Consider the following 6428-nt stretch of genomic DNA (forward strand, 5'->3'; position numbering starts at 1 on the left):
AGATCGTGACTACGCCGCCAAGGCCTTCGGCAAGGGGGCGCCATGCAGGACGATCAGCCCTGAGACCGCTCGGGTGAGGGCCACGTACAGGCGCCTCAGGCCGGTGCGTTCGTCGGGTTCGCCGTCGACCACGGCCGCCGGTTCGTCGAGTACGACGTAGTCGTACTCCAGGCCCTTCGCCAGCGACGCGGGGACCAGGGTCAGCCGGGCGGACGCCGTCGTCTCCTCGCCGGGGGCCAGATACGGGAGGCCCGCCGCCGTCAGGGCCTCGGCCAGGTACGGGACGCGGGCGTCGGCGGCGATCAGGCCGATGGAGCCCTCGTGGGTGAGGGACTCGACGCAGGCCGCGATCACCGCCGTATCGAGCTGCCCGGCCCCGGCCCCGGCCCCAGCCCCAGCCCCGGCCCCGGCCTCAGCCCCCACCCCGGCCCCCGCGACCTCGCGGATCGAGAGCGATCCCGGGGACTCTCGTACGGACGCGACCTCGGCCAGCCCCGGCGAGATCACCGGGAGCAGCCGGGACGCGTACGCGATGACCTCGCGGGGTACGCGGAAGCCGGCCGTCAGCTCCTCGATGACCGCGTCACCCTTGCCCAGATGGCGCAGGGCCTCCTGCCAGCTGTCCGTCGCCCAGGGGGTGGTGCCCTGCGCGAGGTCGCCGAGGACCGTCGCGGACCCGGTCGAGCAGCGGCGGCCCACCGCGCGGTACTGCATCGGGGACAGATCCTGCGCCTCGTCGAGCACGACATGGCCGAGGGAGTGCGTACGGGCGACGAGATCGCTCGCCTCGTCGATGAGGACGGCGTCCGCCGGGGACCACTTCGCGGACTTCACGCCACGCGCGGGCTTGGCCCACAGGATCGTCTTCTGCTCGTCGGCGGTGAGCACACCGTCCGCGTGGGCGGCCAGGAACTCCGGGTCGGACAGGAGCCGGAGCACCAGCTTCGACGGCTCGACCGGCGGCCATACCGCCTTGACCAGCGCCTTGACGGCGGCGTCGCGCGCCACCGCGTTCTGCACCCGGTCGTCGGGCGCCTCGCCGGCCTCCTCCATCCGTACGAGCACGGAGTGCGCGATCCGCTGCGGCAGAGCCTCGCGAGCAGCGCCGTACCGCATGTCGCGGGCCAGCAACTGCTGAACGATCTCCTCCAGTTCGTACGCGGGTACCCGCCACCGCCGCGAGCCGCGTACGACCACGACCGGTTCGGAGGGGAGGGTGACGTGCGACCGTACGGCCCGCCGCAGCACCTCCGCCATCCGCGCGTCGCCCTTGATGACGGCGGCGGGCGCGGGATCCGTGCCGCGCACCTCCACGGCGCCCGCGACCAGGCTGTCCACCGTGGCCTGCTTGACCTGCAACTCACCGAGCGCGGGAAGCACTTGTTCGATGTAGTGGAGGAAGGACGCGTTCGGGCCGACGACCAACGTGCCCGTACGCGCCAGCCGTTCGCGGTGCGCGTAGAGCAAGTACGCGATGCGGTGCAGGCCGACGGCGGTCTTGCCGGTGCCGGGGCCGCCCTGGACGCAGACCGTGCCGCCCAGGTCGCTGCGGACGATCTCGTCCTGCTCGGGCTGGATCGTGGCGACGATGTCGCGCATGGGGCCGACGCGCGGCCGTTCGATCTCGGCCTGGAGCAGTTTGCTGGAACGGACCGCCTCCGCCGGGTCGGAGAGGTGCTCGTCCTCGTACGCGGAGAGATCGCCCGCGGTGTAGCCGAAGCGCCTGCGCAACGCCACGTCCTGCGGGTTCTGCTTGGACGCGCCGTAGAAGGGCTGGGAGGCGGGGGCGCGCCAGTCGATGACCATGGGGTCGCCGTGGGCGTCGTGGACATGACGGCGGCCGATATAGAAGCGGTCGCCGTCGCCCTCGCCCTCGTCCCTGCTGTCGTTGCCGCTGTCGCTTTCCGGGGACGCGCCGCCCACGCGGTGCAGGTAGTCGAGCCGGCCGAAGAAGAGCGGGGTGTGGGCCAGATCGGCGAGCGATTTCACGCGCTCCTCGATCTGGGCCTCCAGGACGGCGGCGTTCACCCAGTTGGCGGTGACATCGCGGATGTCGAGCGACTCGGCGTCCTCGCGCATGGCGCGCAGCGCGGAGCGGGAGGCGCTGAGATGGGCGCGCTCCTGAGCGAGAAGGGGGTCGGTGGCGTCGGGTACGGACGAGGGCGTGGCGTCGGGTACGGACGCGGGGTCGGGCGCGGACACGGTGTGGCCTCCGGGGCTGGCTGTACGCACGCCGAGGCGCCCGGGCCGTCGGGGTCATGGACGGGTCGCGGGTGGGCCGTTCGGCGTGGATCACGTCATGGCGGTGGCCGTCCGGTTTCCGTCCGGACGACGGCGCTCCGCAGAGGGAGGCGGGCAAGGTGGGCGATTGTAGCCACTGGGGGCCGGGCGGGGCGAATGCTTTTCCTGATGCCGTCATCCCCGTAGGGGATGGCATGGGACCCGAGAACTACGCCGCTTCACATGAGTTTCCCACCTTGGAGCGATGTTCCGCACAGCCCGGAAAACCATCATGGATACATGACCACAGCGACCTTCACCCCCGCGCCCGCCGCCACCGCCACGGGCTCCGCCGCATCCCCCTCCCACCCCGTCGGCAACGCGCTGCGCGCCGTCCGGGTCTTTCTGGCCACGGCGTTCAACGTCGCCGTGATGGGGGAGTACAGCGAGGAGGCGGGCATCAAGCGCCGCTGACCGGCGCCCGCCCCCGATCCACTAGGGTCGCGGCCGTGACCTTCCGGACCGTGACTCCGCGCTCACTCACCGCAGTGGGCCTGCTCGCCCTGTCGCTGGCCGCACTCGCCACGCTCTGTGTCGCCCAGCGCATCCCCATGGCCGACGCGCTCATCTACCGGGCCGAGGGCGCGGCCGTCGTCGACGGCACGGACCTTTACGGGCCGAACCCTTACGGCCAGTACGGGCCCGGCCACTACGGGCTCACCGGCGCCAACGGTGTCACCGGAGCCGCCACCGGATGGCAGCTGTCCGCCGGATATCCGCCGTTCGCCGCGCTTCTCTTCGTACCGACCACCTGGCTGCCCGTCGCCGCCCTCAAGGTCGTCCTCGTCATCGGGAACGCCGCGCTGCTGGCGCTGTTCGTCCGCCTGTCCTGGCGCTTCGCCGGACTCCCGGCCGTCAATGCCGCCGTCCCCGTCACCCTCGCCGTGGCCGTCGCGCTCTGGCTCGAACCCGTCCTCCAGACCGTCCTGTTCGGGCAGATCAGCCTCGCCGTCGGCTGCCTCGTCCTGTGGGACCTGTCCAGGCCCGAGCAGGCGCTCGGCAAGGGTTTCGCCCTGGGGGTCGCGGCCGGCATCACCCTGACCCCGGCCGTCTTCCTCGTCCACCTGCTGGTGACCGGCCGCGTAAGGGCCGGGCTGACCGCTCTCGCCGGCCTCACCGGCACCGTCCTGCTCGGCCTGCTCGTACTGCCGCACGCCAGTGGCGAGTTCTGGACGCACCATGTCGTCGAGTTCGGACGGTACGGCGGCCCCGCGGGCCAGGTGTGGACCGCCGGGAACCAGTCGCTGTACGGGCTCCTCGCGCGCGCCCTGCACACGCCCGAGCCGGGCGCCTGGTGGGCGACGGCCGCCGCGCTCACGGCCGCCGCCGGGCTGTGGACCGCCCGCCGTGCCGCCGTCAGGGCCGGGGCCGAGACCTGGGGCGTACTGGCCGCCGCGCTGACGGCGCTGCTCGTCGCGCCGGTCGGCTGGTCGCACCACTGGGTGTGGTGCGTTCCGCTGCTGGCGGTCCTGCTCGCCGAACGCCGCTTCGGTACGGCGGCGGTGGCGGGCGCGGTCTGGACGGCGGGCGGTCACCTCGGCGTCGTCCCCCACCAGGGCGGGGCGGACCTCAGGCTCCCCTGGTGGCAGCAGCCGGCCGCCTCGCCGTACGCGCTGACGGCGCTGGGGCTGCTGGTGTTCGTGGCGTGGCGGACCCGGTCCCACACGCGCGCCGGTACGCACAACCTGGCTGCTCGTACACGCGTTCCGGCGCCGCGCACCGACTCCGACACCGACACCGACACTGACTTCGACTCCGACACCGGGCGCCGACGTGAGTACCCCGGCGGCCATGGGCTGAGTATCCGCACCGAGGCGGCCCGCCGATCCCGGTGATGTCATCTGCCTCATGCAGACGATTCCTGAACCCGGCACCGCCGAAAGCACCACCGAAAGCGCCACCGAAAGCACCTCCCAGCGCCCCCTGCGGTACGGCGCGCTGGCCGGCCTCGCGCTGCTGCCCGTGGTCACGCTCTTCGGGATCGTGTTCATGCTGACGCGGTCCATCGGCCCCGGCGGCGACGGCATGTCGGGACGGTTCATCATGCAGGGGCTCTGGACGATGGGGCTGTCCTTCTTCGTCGGCGTGGTCGCGGCGTCCCCCGAGAAGTCGCTGGCGGCCACCCCTCGGCGCTGGACGCTTGTCGCGCAGTACGGGCTGATGGCCCTGGGCCTGGTGCTGATCTGCGAGCACTGGTCCCGCTGACTGGGACCCGCTGACCGGTCCCGCTGACGGCCTCGGACCCGTCAGACCTCGCCCTCCGGGTCCCGGTCCCTGTCCCCTGCCAGGAGTTCGTCGGCGTCGACGATCCGGTACGCGTACCCCTGCTCGGCCAGGAAGCGCTGGCGGTGGGCCGCGAAGTCCTGGTCGATGGTGTCGCGCGCGACGACCGAGTAGAAGCGCGCCTCATGACCGTCCGCCTTCGGGCGTAGCACCCGGCCGAGGCGCTGGGCCTCCTCCTGGCGGGAGCCGAACGTACCCGAGACCTGGATCGCGACCGTCGCCTCCGGCAGGTCGATCGAGAAGTTGGCGACCTTCGAGACGACGAGCACCGAGATCTCGCCCTGCCGGAAGGCGTCGAAGAGCTTCTCGCGCTGCGCGTTGCTGGTCTCGCCCTTGATGACGGGCGCGTCGAGATGCTCGCCCAGCTCGTCGAGCTGGTCGATGTACTGGCCGATGACGAGCGTCTGCTCGCCCGCGTGCTTGCGTACGAGCGCCTCCGTCACTTTTCGCTTCGTCGCCGTCGTCGCGCAGAAGCGGTACTTCTCCTCCGCCTCGGCGGTCGCGTACGCGAGCCGCTCGCTGTCGGTGAGGTTGACCCGTACCTCCACACAGTCCGCCGGGGCGATATAGCCCTGCGCCTCGATCTCCTTCCACGGCGCGTCGAACCGCTTCGGGCCGATCAGCGAGAAGACGTCCGACTCGCGGCCGTCCTCCCGGACGAGCGTCGCCGTCAGCCCGAGACGGCGGCGGGCCTGGAGGTCGGCGGTGAACTTGAAGACCGGCGCGGGCAGCAGATGCACCTCGTCGTAGACGATCAGCCCCCAGTCGCGCGAGTCGAACAGCTCCAGGTGCGGGTAGACACCCTTCCGGCGGGTCGTGAGGACCTGGTACGTCGCGATGGTGACCGGCCGGATCTCCTTCCGCGTACCGCTGTACTCCCCGATCTCGTCCTCGGTCAGCGAGGTGCGCTTCACCAGCTCGTGCTTCCACTGGCGGGCCGAGACGGTGTTGGTCACCAGGATCAGCGTGGTCGCCTTGGCCTGCGCCATCGCACCCGCCCCGACCAGCGTCTTCCCCGCTCCGCAGGGCAGTACGACGACCCCGGAGCCGCCGTGCCAGAACCCCTCGACGGCCTGCTTCTGGTACGGCCGCAGCGCCCAGCCGTCCTCCGCCAGCTCGATGGCGTGCGCCTCGCCGTCCACGTACCCCGCGAGGTCCTCGGCGGGCCAGCCCAGCTTGAGGAGCGTCTGCTTGATCTGGCCGCGCTCGGACGGGTGCACGGCGACGGTGTCCGGGTCGATTCGGTTGCCGACCAGCGGCTGGACCTTCTTCGAGCGGAGGATCTCCTCCAGGACGGGCCGGTCGGTGGAGGTCAGCACGAGACCGTGGGTGGGGTGCTTGGAGAGGGTGAGCCGGCCGTAGCGGGCCATCGTCTCGGCGACATCGACGAGCAGCGCGTGCGGCACCGGATACCGCGAGAACTCCACGAGCGCGTCGACGACCTGCTCGGCGTCGTGCCCGGCGGCGCGGGCGTTCCAGAGACCGAGCGGGGTCAGCCGGTAGGTGTGGATGTGCTCGGGCGCGCGCTCCAGCTCGGCGAAGGGCGCGATGGCGCGGCGGCAGGCGTCGGCCTGGTCGTGGTCGACTTCGAGAAGCAACGTTTTGTCGCTTTGCACGATGAGCGGTCCGTTCACGTACCTACATCCTTTCCACGCGGGCCCCACGCGGGCCAAACGTCCAGTGTCGCGCATCTCGGGACGTTCCGGTGCCGGTGTGTCGGTAGTCCTCTCTATTGAGGTACACCCTTGAGGGTGACGGGGCTATGCAATGTCGTTTGGTGGGGGGGTGTGTGTGGCGAGGTCCCGCAATCTACCCACAAAAACCGTGTGTGGGTGGGGTGGGGGGGGGGAGAGTGGGAGGTTGGG

At 71.5% G+C, this 6428-nt stretch carries 5 protein-coding genes; 3 read left to right on the forward strand and 2 right to left on the reverse strand.

Annotation, left to right across the window (positions count from 1 at the left end):
* Positions 1-9: 9 nt before the first annotated feature.
* The gene (locus tag AB0389_RS36225; RefSeq protein ID WP_366399829.1) at positions 10-2202 is read right to left on the reverse strand and encodes a UvrD-helicase domain-containing protein; all 2193 of its coding nucleotides are present in this window, start codon (positions 2200-2202) and stop codon (positions 10-12) included.
* A gap of 318 nt (positions 2203-2520) precedes the next feature.
* Between AB0389_RS36225 and AB0389_RS36230 the strand changes: the two genes are divergently transcribed.
* The 3 genes from AB0389_RS36230 (at position 2521) to AB0389_RS36240 (ending at position 4485) form a co-directional block, all read left to right on the forward strand.
* Entirely contained in the window at positions 2521-2694 is a 174-nt protein-coding gene (locus AB0389_RS36230) for a hypothetical protein (RefSeq protein WP_366399830.1), read from the forward strand.
* 80 nt (positions 2695-2774) lie between these two features.
* The gene (locus AB0389_RS36235) at positions 2775-4115 is read left to right on the forward strand and encodes a glycosyltransferase 87 family protein (RefSeq protein ID WP_366399834.1); all 1341 of its coding nucleotides are present in this window, start codon (positions 2775-2777) and stop codon (positions 4113-4115) included.
* 13 nt (positions 4116-4128) lie between these two features.
* Positions 4129-4485, forward strand: coding sequence for a hypothetical protein (locus tag AB0389_RS36240; RefSeq protein WP_366399831.1), 357 nt, complete (start codon positions 4129-4131; stop codon positions 4483-4485).
* 41 nt (positions 4486-4526) lie between these two features.
* On the opposite strand, the gene AB0389_RS36245 is transcribed toward AB0389_RS36240, so the two are convergent.
* Positions 4527-6197 (reverse strand): DNA repair helicase XPB, encoded by a 1671-nt coding sequence (locus tag AB0389_RS36245; RefSeq protein ID WP_366399832.1) that lies wholly within the window; start codon positions 6195-6197, stop codon positions 4527-4529.
* Positions 6198-6428: the final 231 nt, after the last annotated feature.

The organism is Streptomyces sp. NPDC093109, from assembly GCF_040701725.1.
Lineage (GTDB): Bacteria > Actinomycetota > Actinomycetes > Streptomycetales > Streptomycetaceae > Streptomyces.